Origin of the sequence: Halodesulfovibrio aestuarii DSM 17919 = ATCC 29578, from assembly GCF_000384815.1 — a bacterium.
Taxonomy (GTDB): Bacteria; Desulfobacterota; Desulfovibrionia; order Desulfovibrionales; family Desulfovibrionaceae; genus Halodesulfovibrio; species Halodesulfovibrio aestuarii.
On the sequence record NZ_ARQF01000014.1, the window covers coordinates 1 to 18068 of the forward strand.

General features: G+C 47.8%; 27 protein-coding genes. 17 read left to right on the forward strand and 10 right to left on the reverse strand.

Annotated elements, in window-relative coordinates; all coding sequences use genetic code 11:
* Nucleotides 1-545: hypothetical protein (locus F461_RS19260; RefSeq protein WP_034605950.1), on the forward strand; the 545-nt coding region annotated here is incomplete at its 5' end.
* A gap of 795 nt (nucleotides 546-1340) precedes the next feature.
* Here F461_RS19260 and F461_RS0100675 read toward each other — a convergent pair.
* From F461_RS0100675 to F461_RS0100710, 10 genes are all read right to left on the reverse strand, one after another.
* Nucleotides 1341-1745 carry a type II toxin-antitoxin system HicB family antitoxin gene (locus F461_RS0100675; RefSeq protein ID WP_019999232.1) on the reverse strand — a complete coding sequence of 135 codons (405 nt, stop codon included), beginning with the start codon at nucleotides 1743-1745 and terminating at the stop codon, nucleotides 1341-1343.
* A 43-nt stretch (nucleotides 1746-1788) separates the two neighbouring features.
* Entirely contained in the window at nucleotides 1789-1977 is a 189-nt protein-coding gene (locus F461_RS18975) for a type II toxin-antitoxin system HicA family toxin (RefSeq protein WP_073021065.1), read from the reverse strand.
* Between the two features lie 330 nt (nucleotides 1978-2307).
* A complete protein-coding gene (locus F461_RS0100680; protein WP_019999233.1) occupies nucleotides 2308-2607 on the reverse strand; it encodes a hypothetical protein in 300 nt (99 codons plus the stop codon).
* A gap of 51 nt (nucleotides 2608-2658) precedes the next feature.
* Nucleotides 2659-2829, reverse strand: coding sequence for a hypothetical protein (locus tag F461_RS19120; protein WP_019999234.1), 171 nt, complete (start codon nucleotides 2827-2829; stop codon nucleotides 2659-2661).
* 120 nt (nucleotides 2830-2949) lie between these two features.
* The gene (locus F461_RS0100690) at nucleotides 2950-3201 is read right to left on the reverse strand and encodes a hypothetical protein (RefSeq protein ID WP_143154865.1); all 252 of its coding nucleotides are present in this window, start codon (nucleotides 3199-3201) and stop codon (nucleotides 2950-2952) included.
* Between the two features lie 53 nt (nucleotides 3202-3254).
* Nucleotides 3255-4016 (reverse strand): ParA family protein, encoded by a 762-nt coding sequence (locus tag F461_RS0100695; RefSeq protein WP_019999236.1) that lies wholly within the window; start codon nucleotides 4014-4016, stop codon nucleotides 3255-3257.
* A 220-nt stretch (nucleotides 4017-4236) separates the two neighbouring features.
* Nucleotides 4237-4578, reverse strand: a complete 342-nt coding sequence (locus tag F461_RS0100700; RefSeq protein ID WP_019999237.1) for a hypothetical protein — start codon at nucleotides 4576-4578, stop codon at nucleotides 4237-4239.
* A 215-nt stretch (nucleotides 4579-4793) separates the two neighbouring features.
* Nucleotides 4794-5063, reverse strand: coding sequence for an Ogr/Delta-like zinc finger protein (locus F461_RS18980; RefSeq protein WP_019999238.1), 270 nt, complete (start codon nucleotides 5061-5063; stop codon nucleotides 4794-4796).
* A gap of 27 nt (nucleotides 5064-5090) precedes the next feature.
* Nucleotides 5091-6113 carry a phage portal protein gene (locus F461_RS0100705; RefSeq protein WP_019999239.1) on the reverse strand — a complete coding sequence of 341 codons (1023 nt, stop codon included), beginning with the start codon at nucleotides 6111-6113 and terminating at the stop codon, nucleotides 5091-5093.
* A 10-nt stretch (nucleotides 6114-6123) separates the two neighbouring features.
* Nucleotides 6124-7884: a terminase large subunit domain-containing protein gene (locus F461_RS0100710; RefSeq protein ID WP_019999240.1), complete on the reverse strand. Its 1761-nt coding sequence runs from the start codon at nucleotides 7882-7884 to the stop codon at nucleotides 6124-6126.
* A 110-nt stretch (nucleotides 7885-7994) separates the two neighbouring features.
* On the opposite strand from F461_RS0100710, the gene F461_RS16670 reads away from it, so the two are divergent.
* The 16 genes from F461_RS16670 to F461_RS0100790 all read left to right on the forward strand — a co-directional run bounded on the left by F461_RS16670 (nucleotide 7995) and on the right by F461_RS0100790 (nucleotide 18064).
* Nucleotides 7995-8888, forward strand: a complete 894-nt coding sequence (locus F461_RS16670; RefSeq protein WP_019999241.1) for a GPO family capsid scaffolding protein — start codon at nucleotides 7995-7997, stop codon at nucleotides 8886-8888.
* A gap of 9 nt (nucleotides 8889-8897) precedes the next feature.
* Nucleotides 8898-9944 carry a phage major capsid protein, P2 family gene (locus tag F461_RS0100720; RefSeq protein WP_019999242.1) on the forward strand — a complete coding sequence of 349 codons (1047 nt, stop codon included), beginning with the start codon at nucleotides 8898-8900 and terminating at the stop codon, nucleotides 9942-9944.
* Between the two features lie 66 nt (nucleotides 9945-10010).
* Complete coding sequence (gpM, locus tag F461_RS0100725) at nucleotides 10011-10721, forward strand: phage terminase small subunit (protein WP_019999243.1); 711 nt, start codon at nucleotides 10011-10013, stop codon at nucleotides 10719-10721.
* Nucleotides 10722-10816: 95 nt separating this feature from the next.
* Nucleotides 10817-11293, forward strand: a complete 477-nt coding sequence (locus tag F461_RS0100730) for a head completion/stabilization protein (protein WP_019999244.1) — start codon at nucleotides 10817-10819, stop codon at nucleotides 11291-11293.
* Nucleotides 11293-11754, forward strand: a complete 462-nt coding sequence (locus tag F461_RS0100735; protein ID WP_019999245.1) for a phage tail protein — start codon at nucleotides 11293-11295, stop codon at nucleotides 11752-11754. Before F461_RS0100730 ends, F461_RS0100735 begins: the two co-directional genes overlap by 1 nt.
* A complete protein-coding gene (locus tag F461_RS16675; protein WP_019999246.1) occupies nucleotides 11741-12475 on the forward strand; it encodes a phage virion morphogenesis protein in 735 nt (244 codons plus the stop codon). The genes F461_RS0100735 and F461_RS16675 overlap by 14 nt, the downstream gene beginning before the upstream one ends.
* Nucleotides 12476-12483: 8 nt before the next feature.
* Nucleotides 12484-13602: a DUF2586 domain-containing protein gene (locus tag F461_RS0100745; RefSeq protein ID WP_019999247.1), complete on the forward strand. Its 1119-nt coding sequence runs from the start codon at nucleotides 12484-12486 to the stop codon at nucleotides 13600-13602.
* Between the two features lie 15 nt (nucleotides 13603-13617).
* Nucleotides 13618-14076 (forward strand): phage protein, encoded by a 459-nt coding sequence (locus F461_RS0100750; RefSeq protein WP_019999248.1) that lies wholly within the window; start codon nucleotides 13618-13620, stop codon nucleotides 14074-14076.
* Complete coding sequence (locus F461_RS0100755) at nucleotides 14076-14279, forward strand: TraR/DksA family transcriptional regulator (RefSeq protein WP_019999249.1); 204 nt, start codon at nucleotides 14076-14078, stop codon at nucleotides 14277-14279. The genes F461_RS0100750 and F461_RS0100755 overlap by 1 nt, the downstream gene beginning before the upstream one ends.
* On the forward strand, nucleotides 14276-14680 hold the full coding sequence (locus F461_RS0100760; protein ID WP_019999250.1) for a structural protein: 405 nt from the start codon (nucleotides 14276-14278) through the stop codon (nucleotides 14678-14680). The genes F461_RS0100755 and F461_RS0100760 overlap by 4 nt, the downstream gene beginning before the upstream one ends.
* Before the next feature lies 1 nt (nucleotide 14681).
* Entirely contained in the window at nucleotides 14682-15101 is a 420-nt protein-coding gene (locus F461_RS0100765) for a holin family protein (protein WP_019999251.1), read from the forward strand.
* Nucleotides 15102-15104: 3 nt separating this feature from the next.
* The gene (locus tag F461_RS0100770) at nucleotides 15105-15338 is read left to right on the forward strand and encodes a hypothetical protein (protein WP_019999252.1); all 234 of its coding nucleotides are present in this window, start codon (nucleotides 15105-15107) and stop codon (nucleotides 15336-15338) included.
* A 1-nt stretch (nucleotide 15339) separates the two neighbouring features.
* Nucleotides 15340-15600 carry a putative phage tail assembly chaperone gene (locus F461_RS0100775; protein WP_019999253.1) on the forward strand — a complete coding sequence of 87 codons (261 nt, stop codon included), beginning with the start codon at nucleotides 15340-15342 and terminating at the stop codon, nucleotides 15598-15600.
* Between the two features lie 44 nt (nucleotides 15601-15644).
* Complete coding sequence (locus tag F461_RS19615) at nucleotides 15645-15788, forward strand: DUF6890 family protein (protein ID WP_412779043.1); 144 nt, start codon at nucleotides 15645-15647, stop codon at nucleotides 15786-15788.
* A 3-nt stretch (nucleotides 15789-15791) separates the two neighbouring features.
* The gene (locus F461_RS16685) at nucleotides 15792-17747 is read left to right on the forward strand and encodes a phage tail tape measure protein (RefSeq protein ID WP_019999255.1); all 1956 of its coding nucleotides are present in this window, start codon (nucleotides 15792-15794) and stop codon (nucleotides 17745-17747) included.
* Nucleotides 17747-18064 (forward strand): DUF2590 family protein, encoded by a 318-nt coding sequence (locus F461_RS0100790; RefSeq protein WP_019999256.1) that lies wholly within the window; start codon nucleotides 17747-17749, stop codon nucleotides 18062-18064. Before F461_RS16685 ends, F461_RS0100790 begins: the two co-directional genes overlap by 1 nt.
* The last annotated feature ends 4 nt before the right edge of the window (nucleotides 18065-18068 follow it).

Consider the following 18068-nt stretch of genomic DNA (forward strand, 5'->3'; position numbering starts at 1 on the left):
GTTACTGGATCAAGGAAGGGGCAATCTATGCAGTTAATGGCGTGGCTAAAAACTCTTCTCCGGGTATCGAATACGCGCCACCGTCCATTTCTTGGAATCTTGCAGAGAAAGCAATCAAGGGCGAGGTTCCTGCAACTATTCCAGTGTTTACTCTTTCTCCGGAAAAATTCATTGCCTCAGTTAACAGCCAGCTCAATGAGCTAGGAGTGCCGGCACTCGAAAAGGAAACATATTTTAGTTACCTGTTAAAAGAAAAAGGCACTGTTATTGGCGCTGTTACCATGAAAGAAGTGGGGGGCGAATTGGCCAAAGCCCACCTCGAAATAAATACAAAAGACATGGCCATTGCCCGGTCAATGTTAAGTGCGTTCTTCATCAACTTTGTCCAGGATGAAACAAACGAAGAACGAGCGAAGATATTTGCAACCGTAGCTTCTGCCAAAAAGAACCCGGGCAAAGAATACTCAATCACACTCAACCGGAAACAATTCACGTCTATTTTAAAAGGCGTCTATTTAAACACGTCTGTTGTGCCAGCGAGTTAGTAGCCCTAGTAGCTAAAAAAAGTCCCCTTTTCGGAGTCTCGAAAAAGGGGGCTTTTTTTAGGACAACTAAAACGCCCTATAATAATACTACGTAAAAAAGGATCATAAAAAATGATAAAAAATAATAGAAAAATGGACTGCTAAAAAACGGGGAATAAAGGGGACCCCCCTCAAAAGCCTGTCGAACCTAAAATGCTGTAATAATTATTTTTTATTCAACAATCTTACATTATGCAATATCCTTAATCGTCCTATTTCGTCCTATTTCGCCCTATTTCGTCCGGAATGAACCCTTGAATAATTAGTAAAACATGTTTAACTATTAGTGAACGAACTTGATTAATTGTTTGACAAGAAAATCAAGCTTGTCAAAGAAAAGGCCGAATGTGCGCTAACACATTCGACCTTAAGAAGCGGCGCAGGATTGTTTTACAGCGAGACCTCCCCTGCTTCATACTAACATGAGTATTTACAAGTTTTCTTGTGCCCCGCCGTGGATGGAACCCACGGCGGGGCGCATCCGTTTTAGCCTATCAGCGCTTTAAGGACACTCAAGACACATGCAGCAGCTATCCAAAAGATAGCTCCATTTACTGCATATGGAGTTGCCCACGCTAACCATGATGACATAAATGCAATCATAAGCGTTCTCCCTTATCAGTTTGCTCTGCGCCTTGTGCCGTAGCACGATAAGGAAGTCTCACCATATGAAGCATCTCTTATATCCCATAACATCAAAGAATTAAACCAAAAAAGACTTCACCTAGATTTTTCTAAGTGAAGTCTTTTTAATTATTATAGCTCGCCTTGCGGCCTATTTCTTGGTGCACACTTTAGACCGCAATCTATTAAGTACTGCGATCTACTTTTCCCGGCTACTTTTGCAGCACGATCGATGGTGGCCATAAGACATGGCGCTGTTGAGATGTTGTAGCGCTTAGCTGTCTTTTCGAGAAAGGAAAGATCCACGTCGACAAGCATTACAAAGCCGCCTTGTGCTTCTTCTGAGGCGGCAAGCTCTGCCACACTTGACGGGACAGGAACGTCCGCGCCTGTTTCTTCCATCACGAGCTGCACTACATCCTGCAACATTGGCTGTATTTCTTCCTGCGAATCTGCTTCAGAAAAGCAGCTCGGAAAATCCGGCGCAGTAAAAGTGTAGCCGCCATCCTCTTCATGAACAATAATTGGATACAACATATATATTAACCCCTTTTAGAGTGGGGGCTTTCGCCCCCTCCCTCTAGCTGAGTGTTACGTTTGCAAGTTTTTCAATACTCCGTAGGGTTCCGATTTTCAGGTCTTTCCCTTTATGCCTTGGTACTGGCACCATCCGCCCATCGGGATGTTGGTAGATGTCGTGCTTGCTACCTTTTCGGCTTTTTCGGAACCCTGCCTTTTTCAGTTTCTTTATTACCTCCGTGTTCGTCATGAATATATAAATACACACGGTGTGTAAACAAGTCAAGCAAAATTACACACCGTGTGTAAAAAAAATTTCTATTCATGGAAGTCTTAACCGGAATCATAATAGCACGAATCGCATACAGTTAACTTGAGTAGTATACGGTTAATGCGAAGCGCTCCCCATTTTGAAAAGCAAAAAGCCCCTTGGAAGTGTTTTTGTTCACTTCCAAGGGGCTTTAAACTTGACATACACATGTATTTTAATGAGTTACAAGCGGATAAAAAATATTCTCGTTAGCGCGTAACGGCTTTTATGTTAACTATCGATTTTGCGCGTGTTACGCAAAAAAATTTTCTAGAACTCTCCGAACTCATCAATAACAATATCCTCTTGTCCCCATTCTTCTTCAGTCTTTGCATGCTTTTCAAAAGTTGCATCAACTAATGCGGAAAAATTCTTATCTTCGATAGAACATGGTTGAAACTCAACTTCACCAGTATCAAGAAGAAAAGCTTTTGAATCCGATTTAGGCCCATAAACGGCTAAACTTCTGTCTCCCTTTTTCAACTCAAACCAACACACAACTCTATCAACAGTAAAAAGAACGGTATCGTAACCAGACAAAACTTTATTCAATTCATCTTTCACTATCACTACTCATTTCCTCATTTTCTGCTTCACACATACTCTCAACGACAACCTCTGTTAACACACTACACCTTTATATGGCATTCCAGCTAAAGCAGCACGACACGCCTTTGCAGCTGCTGTAAATGTACGCGCCCTTCGGCCAACTGGTGCATAAAAATTCTCGGCTTTAACGGTCATTTTTCCAGCCTGTAACACGATGCATTGACGCTCTGATTCTTTCAACATAAACTATGCTTCCTTTTGATCGTGCCCTTCATTCGTTCTACGTCGCCAAACTGCTGAACGATTGAGGGGCATGGTTATTTATATGACATAAAGACGTCTTTACGCCATGACGTCATAACACTATAACGTCTCACCGTACCCTGCTGCTTTCAGTGCGTTGTCCATCGCTTCCGATACAAACGCATTGAAGCTCACTTCACTTTTTGGCCGACCTGCAATCACCTGGTCCATTTGCCACTTCATGAAACGGCGCTCCATTGATGCTGGAATACGCAACGTATGACGGACAAGCTCTTCTGCTTTTGTAGCAGCTGGCTCCGGCGTTGGCTCTGGTGCTGGGGTTGATTCCTGTGTCGGTGTCGACTTTATCAACGTACTCTGGCGACGTCTTGACGTCTTGACGTTATCTCCTAATGCACCACCCATTATGCACTCCGTTGTAAAATTTCTGTGGTTAATGCTTCGTAGTCTTCAGCACCTGCGCTGCCCGGCGCGTAATCATAAATCGGCTGGCAATGGCTTGGCGCTTCTGCAAGCTTCACGTTCTTACGGATCAATGTTTCAAAAACATTATCTTTAAACTGCTGCTGCAATGCTTCCTGCACTTGTTTATTAAGCGAAAGCCCTTTGTTAAATTTTGTAGCCAGCACGCCGCCAATTGTTAAACCTGGATGCAACGCTTCACGAACTTCATCGATTGTTTCAAGCAAATCAACAAGACCGTTTAGAGCAAAGGCTTCACACTCGACAGGAATAACAACCTCATCTGCAGCGACAAACGCATTAACTGTTAACAGGCCTAGCGTTGCTGGGCAGTCTATCAGTATATAATCGTAATCGCCTTCTACCTTGGCCAACGCTTTTTTAAGGATGCGTTCTCTAGCCATCTTGTTCATCAAGATCGTATCCGCTCCGGCGAGTGCTCTATCAGCTGGCAACAAATCAACTTCATCTAGCTGCATAATGCCATCTGCGGTTTGAATGTCTCCCGCCAGAACTTCAAAAACTGTCTGCTGATCTTCTTCGAGACTTCCAGCCAATGCGTTAGTCAAGTTACCTTGTGGATCCAGATCCACAAGCAGTGGACGCTTGCCAGTTTGACGAGCAATTCCTACGCCTACATTAATGACGGTTGTAGTTTTACCTACCCCGCCCTTCTGATTAGAGAGGGCTATTTTTCGAGCCATACACACCTCACGTTTTTGGCGTCTTGACGCTTTTACGTCATGACGTCTTTATGTCTTTATTCACCCTTCCCCTCTTCTCTTACATAGTTTTTTCAGTGTGTAAAGTATTTTGACGTCATGACGTCATGACGTCATGACGTCTTTATGTCTTTTTTATCACGGCACAAAAAAAGCCCTGCCGGAGTAGGGCAGGGCGGGCATTGTAAGCCACAGATAAAAATCATTTCATCTCTTTCATGAGATTATCTTTAATATCAATATAAGCTTCATTTTCGTTTTCACTGACACTTTCAGAACGACTTATAGAAATCGCACCATTAGCTGCAACGCTAATATTTGTATCGCAATTGGCATTTTCGGCTTCATGTTGAAGTTGGCGCAGGAAGGTTCCACGAAAACTTCTCCGGCCTGTCATTTTTCTAGCTTCAGCCGGAGAAAAGGTTGCATCCATGTGAACCTCTGTGTGCCCATTATCCCTAGCATCCTGAAGATTATTTTCAAATCGACGATCCGCATTTTCACCAAGCTTGTTAATAAAGTCATACGCTGTTGGTTGGCTCATATTCAACTCCGTCACTACATATTAAAATGGCTCTTCGCCTTCACTCGCCCCTCACTCGCCCTCACTCGTTCCCACTCGCTTTCGCTTGCCTTCACTTGTGATCATTTGCCACCATTATTCCGTGCCCAACATAAAGTCAACAACATATTGAGATGTTATAAAAAAAGCCCTGCCGGATTAGGGCAGGGCGGGTATTGTAATTGGGGGAAATCGGGCTACTGGACTGGCGACGTAATGCACTCAAACAAATTTTGCTGCTGTGACAGGGTTGTTGTTTTAAGCTGCTCTCGCATGTTCTCAGGCAGTTGATAAGCAGAAGGACTCAAGGTGTGCGAGTACTCTAAATTCGAAACCCACGTCTGGCCACAGGCAGGATCACCACAACTGAAATAGAGCTGCTTTAATTCTTTCGATATAACCTTGCTGGACTCAATCCTTGCCTTATGACCGCACGTTGGGCAGTGCGAAACTAGTGTTCTGCTCATTAGCTATTTCCTTGTATGTTTTACGAACTATACAGCGGTGTTACTAGGTGTGTCAAAGCTAACTCTTGCAGCAAGTGGCAAATAGTCATTTACTTCTAAAAGATCCTCTCGAATTGGCGTAACCTCGTTACGCTGGTACACCGCATCTACTTTTTCTAAATCCCCAAACGAGGTATTTTGTCCCGGCATAATCGCAGCCAGTGCCGGCGGCATTCTGTTTGCTGCGATAATATCGTCACGGGAAATATTTTTGATCTTTTCAAGATCATCTTTTGTGCTGAAATCTCCTACCGGCTTGATCTGGATCGCGTCTTTATCTGCGCCACCAATGTGCAGGAACATGTTTTTAAAGTTGCCAAGACCTTTTGACTTTTCAATGGCAGCCTTCATTTTTGCGCGCGTCTTTTCATCCAGGCCCGTGGCGGTCGAATAGAATATGTATCCAATATGCGCGCCGTTCTTGTAGTACTTACGGCGGAACAGGGTAGCGTCCTCGTTCAACAGCATAGATTGAATTGCGCCAAGATACCCCGGAATGCCGTAGATAGTTTGGGTAACATCATAGTTCGCAATGTGGATAACTTCGCCAGGCTTAAACTCGATAAGCTGGCCCGTATTATTAAGCATGCCGTAACAGTCTTGACCTTTACAGCGCCGCATATTGATTGCCGGCAAATGTTGCAATCTTACAATCTCACCATAAACCGAGCGGTAGACTTTAAAATAACAGTTTGCAAAGACGTTATAGTCCGTCGTGGCCTTTTTCATATCACGACGTTTTACTACGCTATTCCCCTGAAAGCCGCGCATTACCATGTTTGTTTTAAACTCAAGAATCGGCCCGTGGTATGCGTTGGCTTTAAGCAGCTTGGCCAAGCCCGTTAAAGAAACCGGTGTAGAATAGTATCTGCCGTTATCAAGCAGCCACACGCCAAGACCGTCTATAATTCGATCATTAAGCACTGTTTCCGGATCGCCAAAGGAAAACGCTTCCACCTCTGGTTCTGCCGGCTGTTCGTTTGTAAGCTTTTGAGCCTCGTTCTCCACCATAAAATGCTCCTTATTCACTTATTCCAAAGTCACAGCCACCGCCGGGCTGGTCTGCGAGAGGTTCGTTGTATAGTGCATGCATAATTGCAAAAGCCACGTCTGCATGGCCGGTACTCTTAGTACGGTCAGCAACGTATGTTATGCCGCCATTCTTTGTTGATTCCTGCTTAATAGTAAGGAAGGCCGCGGGAATATCGCTCTCTCTAAAGTCCCATTCCAATCGGCCGCTATGGATAACGTCCTGCGTTTTTAAAACAAGAGCTGTCTTTGTCTGCAGGCCGTAATGAATAGCAGTAATAGCAGGGTAGAACGTTTGAACCATTTCATATACGCCAAGCCCCGGGCCAGTGGTATCGACACCGATGTAATCAAAGTTGTATTTCTGCGTAAGCTTTCTAATTTCTTCCGCTTGCCAACGTAGGTTTTTACCTACCCACGTATACCTAGCCAACAAACGGAACCGACCGCCTTCTTTCAATGGCGGGGCAACGATGACAAAGGATGCATCATCACGGCTACGGCTTGGATCGTACCCACCCCATACAGGCCCATTACCGAAAGGCCGGTCGGCCTTTGGATCAAAGTCTTTCCATGCTGAAGTGTCCGCATTACATTCTTCCAGCTCTGAAAGCTTGAATACCCCCTGCGAACCATCAATGAATTTACAGCAGTAAAGGTTCTGGAAAACGGCCGGGCTAAATTTGAGCTTAAGCCGCTCAATATTAAAGAGGTCACACCCACCGCGCGCGGCATCTTCCAGCGTAATGACTTTGCGCCATATTCCGTCTGGACATTCCGCGCCTTTCTGCATGGCCTTAAAAGTTGGGAATGAAACACGCTTTTTCTTAAAGCGCTTATTGTACTCGTCACCTATCCAAAGTGGGTACGCTTCGTGGGTAACGATCGAAGGCGTTGAGAAAAGAGTTGTACGCCACTTGGCATGCGCTGCCATACCCGAAGCAAGGTCATGCAGCTTTTTAAATTTATTAATCCAGAAACACTCATCAATATAAACGTGGCCATGATAGCCCTGAGCGCTGCTGCTATTATTGGAAAGGAAGTAAAGCGTTGCCTTACCTTTCTTTGTATGCAGCTCAATTTTATCCTTACCCTTTAACTCAATGCCGAACTTCTCTTCTGCGATACTGATAATATACGCACGGAAAATGTCGGCCTGTGCTCGAGTAGCAGATAAGAATATCTGGTTATCGCCGGTAAGGCATGCGTCCTCAAATGCTTCCTGGGCGAAGTACCAGGTTGCACCGATCTGGCGCGACTTGAGAATGAAACGATCTTCATACTTTTTAGACGCGCGCAGCTCGTGCTGATACTCGAAGTAATGACAGTGCAGCTTTTCTGAAAAATCTTTTTCGGTAAGTTGGGAAACGTCGTTTTTATGCTTCTTGTTAGCGCGACCTTTCTTCCCCTTGCCGCCACCTCGGGTTCGCTTTGCACCCTGATCCGCTTCGTCTGATTGTGGCCAACTGCGTTCTTCCAACTTCTGCAGTCGTTCAAGACTACGGGTAAGGACGTCCACTTCTGCCAAGTCCGTTTGCGTCTTGTCCTCTTTCGCTGCAAGCAAAACGAGACGCCTATGAATGGCCTCTTGTGCAGACTCATGACGCAATAAATCTTTCCAACCCTCTGTATCACACCAGTAATACAAAGTTCGAATTGCAACCTTGAGTTCTTTGTGAATTTCTGCAATCTTATGTTTCCGCAAAAACATAGACCGTGCTGCATATTTCACTTCATCGGAATATTGTGGCATGGCTCCACAATACATATCCTTTCTACAAGTTACCTCCCACTACATTCCTATAAGAGTCATATAGGATTCCTGAATATTGCATCGGCTCTATACTAGAGTATCTTTGCACAATGTTAGAAACAAAGTTCATCAAGGTTGCACAGTCTGGCCCGACAATCGACGGGCGCGAGATTGCAGCGCAAGACCTGCGCGACATTGCAGAGACGTATAGTCCCCAAACATACGAAGCTGTAATTTGGCCAGAGCACGAACGGTTCTGGGGCAATCACGGAACAGTATTGGCAACTGAAGCACGCGAAAATGGCGATGTGACAGAGCTGTACGCAAAGTTAAAGCCTGGCTGGCGCTTTATTGAAAAGAATAAAGATGGCCAGAAGCTCTATCCCTCTATCGAAATTGACCCAAATTTTGCTGACACGAACAAAGCCTACATGAGCGGAATCGCTATCACAGATTCCCCTGCATCTCTTGGTACTGAACGAATCAAATTCTTTTCTCAGCAACGCGCCCAGCGCGGTGAAGAACTCGGAGAATTCTATTGTTCCGGTATTGAGTTGGAAGGGTTGTTCGACAATGAACCAACAGCTCCCACCGGAGAAGAAGCTGAAAAGCTTTTTACACGCCTCTTCCATCGGGTGTTCGGTAACCAGCAGCAAACCACACCTCCGACAAACAACGAGGAAGAAATGAACACAGAACAATTTAATCAGATGCTTAGTGCCACGAAGGCAAACGCTACAGCCATTGAGGGACTGGCTAACCAGTTCACCAAGATTGCTGAATTGGCGTCTAAGCAGTTTAGCCAGGGCGGCGAAGAAGAAGATCCGGAAAAGGGCAACGAGCCTAAAGACACCCCGGAAACAATCGACCTTGCCGCACTAGCGGGCATGGTCACCAAACTTTCATCTACCGTGGAAGGTATGGACAAGAAGTTTAACCAGGCTCTCCCTGGAACACCTGTTCCTGAGAACCCAACCCCTGCGGAAGACGCTGGGATTATCTAAGGGGAAAGCGTGAAGACTTTAACTCGTCAAGCGTTTAACGCGCTCTGTAAGGCGTATTGCCTCGGCTATGGAGTTCCTAGCGTAAAAGAATCCTTTTCGATTACGCCTTCTGTAGAACAGAAGCTGCAGGATAAGATTGTCGAAAAATCAACCTTCCTGAAGGACATTAACGTCATCACTGTAGATGACCTGCAGGGACAGAATATTTTAGGCAGCGTAACCGGCCCTGTGTCCGGACGCACCGATACCACTGTAGAAGGCAAGGAACGTACTCCGCGCGACGTGCTTGGCCTGGAACCATTCGAGTACCAGCTGCATCAGGTCGATAGCGATGTGTACATGACCTACCGAACTATGGATGCGTGGGCGAAATGGCCAGACTTCCAAGCCCGATACACCAACAACGTACAAGAACAAATCGCAAACGACCGCGAAATGGTTGGTTGGTACGGCGAACAGGCAGCAAAAGACACCGATCTCGAAACCTACCCGCTTATGCAGGACGTTCTCCCGGGCTGGATGCAGTACATGCGCGACCGCAAGCCTGGAAACATCATTTCTGCCGGTAAAAAGGCTGCTGGTGAAATTCGTATCGGCCCTGGCGGTGACTTTCCAAACCTTGATGCGGCCGTCAACGACATTCTGCAGGGCATCCCGAAATGGAAGCGTAAAGGACTTATTGTTCTTGTTGGTGACGAACTCATCGCACGCGAACGTGCCGCGCTCTATGAAAAACAGGGCGACACACCAACAGAGAAAAACTCCATCAATACCGCTATGGCCAAACTTGGCGGCCTTGATTGGGAAACCCCTTCCAACTTCCCTGGACGCGGTCTCATCATCACCAGCAAGAAAAACCTTTCGATCTACGTGCAGGAAGGCAGCTGGCGTCGTCACCTCAAAGACAAGCCAGAGAAAAACCGCGTTGAAGACTTCAACAGCCGTAACGAGGGCTACGTGGTCGAAGACGTTGAACAGTTTGTTGGCATGGAGTTTGACAATGTGAAACTTCCAAACGTCAACAAAGCACAAGAGAGTGATCCGGACTGGATCTAGTCGAATCCTTCCTTCTTAATCTGGTGGGAACATCATGTTCCCACCTTTTACTCAAAGGGGTGAGTTATGAGTCTTATGTTGGAGAACCAACGAAAACACGAACAGGCGAAGCAGCAGGGCAAACAGCTGCAAGAAGCAGCGCCGACCGGATCCACCAGCACACATGTTGAATCCGGCGTCATGCAATCAACTCAGCTTAACGTCACACTTGATATGGCTTTGAAACAAGACTTTATCATGCTGAAGGGCATTAACTCCCGCGACAGACGCGCAGAGGTAAAGCTTGATCTGATTGAAAAATACCGCCCACACGTTGAACGCATGGCAAAGTCCGGCGACCGCCACGAAGTACAGGGTTGGTTCCTTATTTGGCTGTTCGATACCGGCAGCATTCACGAAGCAGTCCATTGTGGCATGTGGTGTATTGCAAACAACATCCCACTGCCAGAGCGCTTTAACCGCGCTACCGAAATTTTTATTGTCGACGAAGTATTGGAATGGGCCGATGGAGAATTTGAAGAAGAAAACAGCATTGAGCCATACTTCTCCTTCATCTTTGAAAACGCTGACGGCTTCTGTTCTAAGCCGTGGAATCTGCCCGACGAAGTGACCGCCAAGCTGTACCGCTTGCACGGGTTGCGCCTGTTTGCTGAAGAAAAATACGCTGCTGCAGCTGACGCACTGGCCGAAGCATTCGCGCTTGGTGCCAAGGTAAAAACCAAGCTGGACAAAGCACGTAACAAAGCTGCGGCTCTGGAAGAAGAAAACGCAGCATAGAGTCTTACACACCCCCCAAAAGGTCGGCTGCTCTGAGCACCAGAGCAACGCTCTAAGTGCTGCAGAAGCAAGCCGGCCTTTTCTCAAGGATCCTTATGAGCAGTTTTTCCGGACATACAGCCGAACTTGCAACAGTGACAGTCACGAACGAACCGTTCTGGCCCGACCTCTCCCTTGCAGAATTTCAAAAGATTTACAGGCTACCACGCGAGTACACAGACGAGCTGTTAATCAACCAGCTAAAGCTCGGCATGGCGTGGGCAAACAAGCAGCTGATTGACTGGAAGAATGAACAAATTGCGGCAGGGTATTCCTCCTTAGCGTCTGTTCCAGAGGACATACAAGGATGTGCATTAGGCGGAGAAACACCGGCAGTACTGCACTACAAACGCGCTGTTTCCAACTACGCCAAGGCGTATTTGCTGCAGCACTACGCCACTATCAACAGGCGTGAAGCTGCCCATAACGAAGCAAAGGAAAGTACCGAAACCCGCGACACACTGCTGACCAACGCAGAGGACGCAATTTCCGACTTTCTCGGCAACAATCGCGTCGATGTGGAGCTTATTTAATGCGGAAACTACAGCAGCTCACAGCCTACCTTGAAGAACATGCAGGACTTGACCGGGAACAAGTACAAAGCTTTGCAGACCGTGGCGAACTGTACCCGACCGGTAGCGACCTTGGCCACGGTGTAGAGCTTGGCCGGTTTAAGTACGACGCGCTTATTCAAATTGAAAACTACAGTGGGGACGCAGATGTTTTGTTGCTGCTCATCCTTGCCTGGATAAGTGAACATGACACGAACCGGGATGAAGACGGGCTTGCGGATCCGGAGACAGATATTTCGTTAAACGATCAGGATACAGCCGACATTGATATTGCTGTTGAGTTTGAAGAAGGGCTGCAGATTGTACCAGACGAGAACGGGCCTATCCCTTTTGATGGAAGACAATGGCGCGTATCTGATGTGCCTATCGATGTTGCTGAAGAATTAGAAAACTTGGAGCCGCAAGGCGATGTCGCAGAATAAACCGGCACTCAATCTCTCAGTAGACAAACGCTCCCGCTTGCGTCTGAGGGAACAGCTAACCCTGCTGCAGATGCCACCGAAAAAGCAACGCCGGATTGTTATGAGCATGGCGCGAACTGTACGCAAACAGGCTGCCCAGAACATACGCCAGCAACGCACGGTGCGCGGAACGCAGATGGCACCGCGCAAGAATAGCAGGAACAAAAACCGCCTTCTTAAAAAGCTGGCCGGCACAAAGCTTGGCAAGAATCCGAAGGGTAAAGGCAAAGGCTTAAACGTCTACGGCCGCGGCAAAACTAAAGCCGAGGTGACATGGGGCAACGCTTTCGCGGCCCGTATCGCATACGCACAACAGCACGGCATAGCTCAAAAGTGGTCAGCAAGCAAAGCCCGGAAAAGATATGGCGTTCCTAACTACAAAGCGCCGGCCACAAGAGCACAAGCAAAAGCTCTTCTTGATGCCGGCTACCGCCTGAGAGTTCGCAAAAAACGCGGCAAAGGGACACGGCTTAAACGAGTAACCATCAAGTGGATCCGCGAGAACATGACGGTCGGCAAAGCGGCACTCATTTTAAATATTTTACGTGGAAACGAGAACCGGCCAACAGCCTGGGAAGTTAAACCAGAAGCCAGACCGTTTCTCGGAGTCCCTGCAGAAAAGGCAGATGAAATGTTGCAGGACTTAGCCCGGCAAACACTCCAACAACTTAAAAAGGCATAGGAGGCCGTATGGCAACAGGCCAGATTCAAATAAACCGCCTTAACCGCATGCAGGGGCCATTCAACGAAGTTGAACGGTACTTCTGTTACATCGGCCAAGGCTCAACAAATCAGGGCAAGCTTGTTCCCCTGAATACTGACACCGATCTGGACGAAGTGCTCGGCAGCGCTGAAAGCATTTTGAAAACACAAATTGAAGCTGCCAAGCTTAACGCCGGCCAGAACTGGAATGCTTGTGCGTTTGTCCTCGACGAAAATATTACATGGGACAAAGCCGTTGATACAGTCATGGAACAGGCCAAAGTGGAAGCGATAGCCGTTACCGACCCGATTACCGCATCAACAGACCTTGAGGCCATGCGAGATAAGCAAGCCTCTGTTCGCGCACAATATCAGCGTCCGTTAGTCTTTATTGCAACAATCGCAAAGATCAATCCAGAAACAGAAAGCTGGTCTGATTTTATCACCAGAGCCACAGCGCTTGTGACCGGCATTAAAGCCGATTGTGTTTCCGTTGCTCCGTATATTTGGGGGCATGAAGTCGGAACCTATGCCGGCAGACTGTGCGACCGCTCCGTGACGGTTGCAGACTCTCCTATGCGCGTTGAAACAGGGGAACTAAAAGGCCAGTGGTCTAACAAGCCTACGGACAAAGACGGTCGCGAAATCGACACTTCCATTCTCAAAGCGCTTGCAAATGCCCGTCTCAGTGTTCCGTGGTGGTACGCCGACTACGAAGGTCTTTATTGGACAGATGGCCACCTGCTCGACGTTGAAGGCGGCGACTATCAGGTTATTGAAAATTTGCGAGTTGTACAGAAGGCCATGCGCCGTGTGTACAAGCTAGCTGTTGCCCGTATTGCCGACCGTAAGCTTAACAGCACTCCGGATTCCATCAACTACCATAGCGGGTACTTTATGCGCCCTCTGCGTGAAATGTCTAAAAGCGTTGAAATATTAGGGCAGGTGTTCCCGGGCGAAGTGAAGCCGCCAAAAGATGGCGATATTGTTATCTCCTGGCCAACACGAACCACAGTCGGAATATACATGGCAGCTCGCCCGTACAACTGCCCTAAAGCGATTACATGTAACCTAATGCTTGACCTGTCTAACCCTGCAGCCAGCTAGTAATGGATAACGACTATGAAAGGACAAAGACTTAGCGGCAAGAATATTACCGTTACAATTGGCGATATGAAGGTTCGCTTTTTAAAAGCCAGCCTTGAGATTTCAGATAACTCCGCGGTTGCTTCCGACGGTGGCATCCCAAATGGATGGGTTGACGGTGACGTTTCCGCAAATGGCGAGATTGAAGTTAACCTTGCCAACTTTAAACTCATTAAAGAAGCGGCCAAAAGCGCCGGTTCCTTCCGCGGATTAGAACCTTTTGACATTACTTTCTACGGTAAGACCGCCGACAAAGAAGAAGAAAAGATCGAAGCCTTTGGTTGCAAAATCAAGCTTGGCAGCATCCTTGATGCAGACAGCAAGGGCGGCGAGGCACTCTCCCGAAAACTTATCTTCGACGTTACTTCACCGGACTTTGTCAACATTGGTGGCGTTCCATATCTCCGCGAAGATGAAACCGAGGGCATGCTGTAATGGACGTTTTTGATAGAGCCTCCGACGTGGAACAGCTTTCTATCAAGTCTGCCATTGCTCAAGCCCAAGCAAATAGACCTACAGGGCCAAGCCTCACGCATTGCGTTGAGTGTGGCAACCCAATCCCAGAAGCACGGCAGATGGCCGTGCCTGGGTGTAGCCTCTGCATTGAATGTCAAAAAGAACAGGAAGGCACAGCATGAGTAAAGAACCTCGCGGTCTCCGCAACAACAACCCGGGCAACATCCGCAAGGGTACACAGTGGAACGGCCTAGCTACAGAACAGACAGACCCGTCCTTCTGTACTTTTGTTGACCCACAGCACGGCATACGCGCAATGGGCAAGATCCTGCTTACCTACGAGCGCAAGTACGAACTTAACACCGTAGCCGGCATTATCGACCGTTGGGCGCCTCCGGTGGAAAACGACACCAACGCATATGCCGGTCATGTAGCCGAACGCCTCGGCGTGGATCCGGATGAAGCAATCAACGTGGCCGACCATTTGGAAGAACTGGTTTCTTCTATCACACTGCACGAAAACGGCGTGAATCCATATGATCCAGAAGTGATTATGGAAGGCTGCCAGCTGGCGAGGGCGTAATATGGTTGGTCTTGACGGCATCCTCAATATTGGCGGCAAGCTCATCGACCGCTTGTGGCCTGACCCAGAGACAGCGGCAAAGGCAAAGCTTGAACTGGCGAAGATGAAGCAGAACGGCGAACTGGCAGAAATGGACGCCCGGTACAAAGCCATTACTGCAGAAGCTAATAGCGGCGACAAATGGACAAGCCGAGCGCGTCCTATGTTTCTGTACGTCATGTACGGCGTTATCGGTCTGTGTGTCGTCGGTAGTATCCTCGGTATTTGGTGGCCGGCTGAAATGAAACAGGCAGCCGCTAACATGAAGTTTATGTTTGCCAGCATTCCGGAACCGCTCTGGATGCTCTTTGGCTCCGGCTACCTTGGTTACTCTGCATCCCGTTCTTACGACAAAAAGCAAAAAGCTAAAGCAGGACTTTAAGAAATGACCCTCATGGAAGCCGCAGAATTCTTTGCACGCTGTATCGCACCGTTTCTCGTCGCTTGGAACGTCTTTCTCTACAGAGCTTCAAATAAGAATAGAGACGAGCTGTTCGCGTTGCGTCTGCACGTTGCAGAGAACTGCGCTTCCAAAGAGGACTTAGAGAAACTGTTCTCCAATTTTGAAGCACGAATCAACAAACAACTTGAGCAGCTTATTACGCTGCAAAGGAAATAATATGGAACAAAAACTCAAACTCACCATTGCCGGCAAAGACTTTACCTTCAATCTCACTACTGAAGACTACAACGATTTTATTAATGCGCTGGATGGCAACAACAAAATTGAAGCAGCGCACAACTTTCTTGTCCGAGTTATCGACAAAGCCCAAAAAGACGACTTGCTCAAGATTCTCGATTCTCCCGGTGCACCAGTGCAAATTATGACGATCATCACAAGAGAGTTTGTTCCTGATCTGAATATTCAGGTGGGAAAGTAGAACGGCGGGTTGCATCCATAGAAGGGCAAGCGCTGTCACAAATGATGGTCTTTTCCCATAAGTGGTTCCCCGGCCAAAAAGCTACAGAGAAGACCATGGCAGAGGCAATGTTTTTAGAAAACGACTACTGGAAGAAAATGGAAATTGCGATAGCAAACGGTTCTTCCAGGGCATTTTGCGGACGGTAGCACATGAATTTAGAAAAACTACTTTTCCAAGTAGACATGCTGGACAACGTGACCGGCCCTGTCGGGAAGATGCAAAAAAAGCTTGATGGCTTTGCTACCTATGCACGCAAGTCCTTTCTTCAGGTTGGCACCGGGGCCGCTGGCATGTGGGCTGCCACAGAAGGTATTACTGCCATGCTCGGCCCTGCCCGAGAAATGAACAAAGCCCTGCAGGAAGTTTCTTCGCTTGATGTGAGCGACTCCGCATTAAAGCAGCTCAACAACCAGGCGCTTAAATACTCTATTAAATATGGCGAGTCTGCAGACGCCTTTGCTTCATCCGCATACGATATTCAATCATCCATTGAAGGTCTTGACGGGAAGGAGCTGGCGGCCTTCACCAACTCTTCCAACGTACTGGCCAAAGCAACGAAAGCCGACGCTGCAACCATTACCAACTATACTGGCACCATGTTTGGCATCTTTAAAAACGAAGCCAATGCAATGGGCAAAGCCAAATGGGTAGAGCAGCTCACCGGCCAGACCGCCACCGCGGTACAGATGTTCAAGACAAACGGTATGGAAATGTCTGGCGCGTTCACTTCGCTTGGCGCGTCTGCAACTTCTGCCGGCATTAACGCAGCTGAACAGATGGCCGTACTTGGCTCGCTGCAATCTACTATGTCCGGCAGTGAAGCCGGTACAAAGTACAAGGCGTTTCTTTCCGGCGTTGGCGGCGCACAGGACAAGCTCGGCCTCAAGTTTACAGACTCCAACGGCAAAATGCTTGGCATGATGGATATTCTTACCAAACTCAAAGGCAAGTTTGGGAATACTCTCGATGTTGCCGAGTCCGACGCATTGAAAAAGGCATTCGGATCCGATGAAGCGGTAGGTATGATTAAACTGCTTATGGCCGACACCGATGGGCTTGGCCAATCCATTAAAAAACTCGGCAATGTTCAAGGCATGAGCAAAGCAGAACAGATGGCCTCTAAAATGGTGGATCCTTTCGACCGGCTTTCTGCCGGTGGCCGCGCCTTAACAACCGTTCTCGGTCAATCACTGCTGCCCGTAATCAATCCCCTGGTTAACATGATGGCCGACGCAACCGTCACTATGACGGAATGGGCCGACAAGTACCCTAACCTTACCCGCTGGATAGGCTACGGGGCTACTGCCATTCTCGGCTTTACCGGTATACTTGGAGCTGCTGCAGCTGCATCCGGCGTCATGCGTATTGCCACCTTCGGGCTTGGTGTAGTGTTCGGCCCACTGAATAACGCACTTCAATGGAGTAAGGCTGTATGGGCGGCATATTCCGGATCTCAGTGGTTAGCAAATGCTGCGTTGTGGGGATTCCCTGCAACGTGGTTAGTTGCTGCGCTTGTTGGTGTTGGTGTTGCTGTCGGTGCTGTTATTTACTGGTGGGATGATTTAACCGCTGTATTTTCTGACATACAGTGGTGGGATACTCTTTGCTCTGCTTTTGATTTCATAAAACTATTCTCTCCGATCGGATTGATTGTCACCTTCTTCGAAGATGGGTTTGACGGGGTACTTAATCTTGCCAGCAGCTGGTGGGATGCCCTTGGTTCTATCTTCGATTTTGTAAAAATGTTTACCCCTATCGGGTTGATCTTCACCTTTTTTACTGAAGGGTTTGACGGGGTGTTCACTTCCATTCTGGCTTGGTTTGACACACTCGGCTCCGGTGTTGATTGGTTCATCGACAAACTAAACATGCTGCCCGGGGTAAACCTGTCCACCTCCTCGGAAACAACCGTTGTCAGTACCTCGCCTTCTCTTGAAGCAGGACGCCGGCTGAATGTTCCTCCCGGTGGTGCTGCTCAAAGTATCAGCAATTCCATGACCCAAAACCAGAGCAGCTCACAGAGTATCGGCAAGGTTGTTATCCAAACCGAAGGCAAACAAGACGCGCAGAGCCTACGCGAACAACTCTTATTGGCCGGTGCTTAATGCCAAAATACACCGACCTACTTATAACAAATAACGACTTTACACTTGATGCCGGGGGCAACCCGGCGCTTGTGCATGACGTCGATTGTATTGCCCAGGACATTGAACACATGATTCGAGAAACAGGGTTACTTGTTGAGCTGATAGCCAACAGGGATGCACGAAAGAAAGCGGCCAACCTGAACAAGATCATAATGGCCGTGGAAGAAGACGAACGCATAAAGCCCGGCACCGTGTACATAGAAGAACCTTCCCTCGGCACGTTCTATTTGGTCGCGGAGACGCTCGAATTTGGTGAGCTGCAGAGGACATTGTAGGAGA